The organism is Gilvimarinus sp. 1_MG-2023 (assembly GCF_030548285.1).
Genome location: NZ_JAUOSC010001416.1, coordinates 1 through 249 on the forward strand (window position 1 = coordinate 1; position 249 = coordinate 249).

The window sequence follows — 249 nt, forward strand, 5'->3', positions numbered from 1 at the left end:
TTCTTCTCCAGTTCAGAAACCGGCATGATGTCGCTTAACCGCTACCGGTTGCGGCATATGGTGAAAAACAATCACAAGGGCGCCAAATTGGCCGCCAGACTACTCGAAAAGCCCGATCGTCTGATTGGCACCATCCTCACAGGCAACAACCTGGTCAACTTTGCCGCAGCGGCACTGGCGACTATTATCAGCCAACGACTATGGCCCGATAACCCCGATCTTGCGGTATTCGTCAATACCATCCTGTTT

General features: G+C 52.2%; 1 protein-coding gene. It reads left to right on the forward strand.

Annotated elements, in window-relative coordinates; all coding sequences use genetic code 11:
* Nucleotides 1–249, forward strand: a 249-nt coding sequence (locus Q4563_RS21505) for a CNNM domain-containing protein (protein ID WP_303605973.1), incomplete at both ends; no start/stop codon positions are given.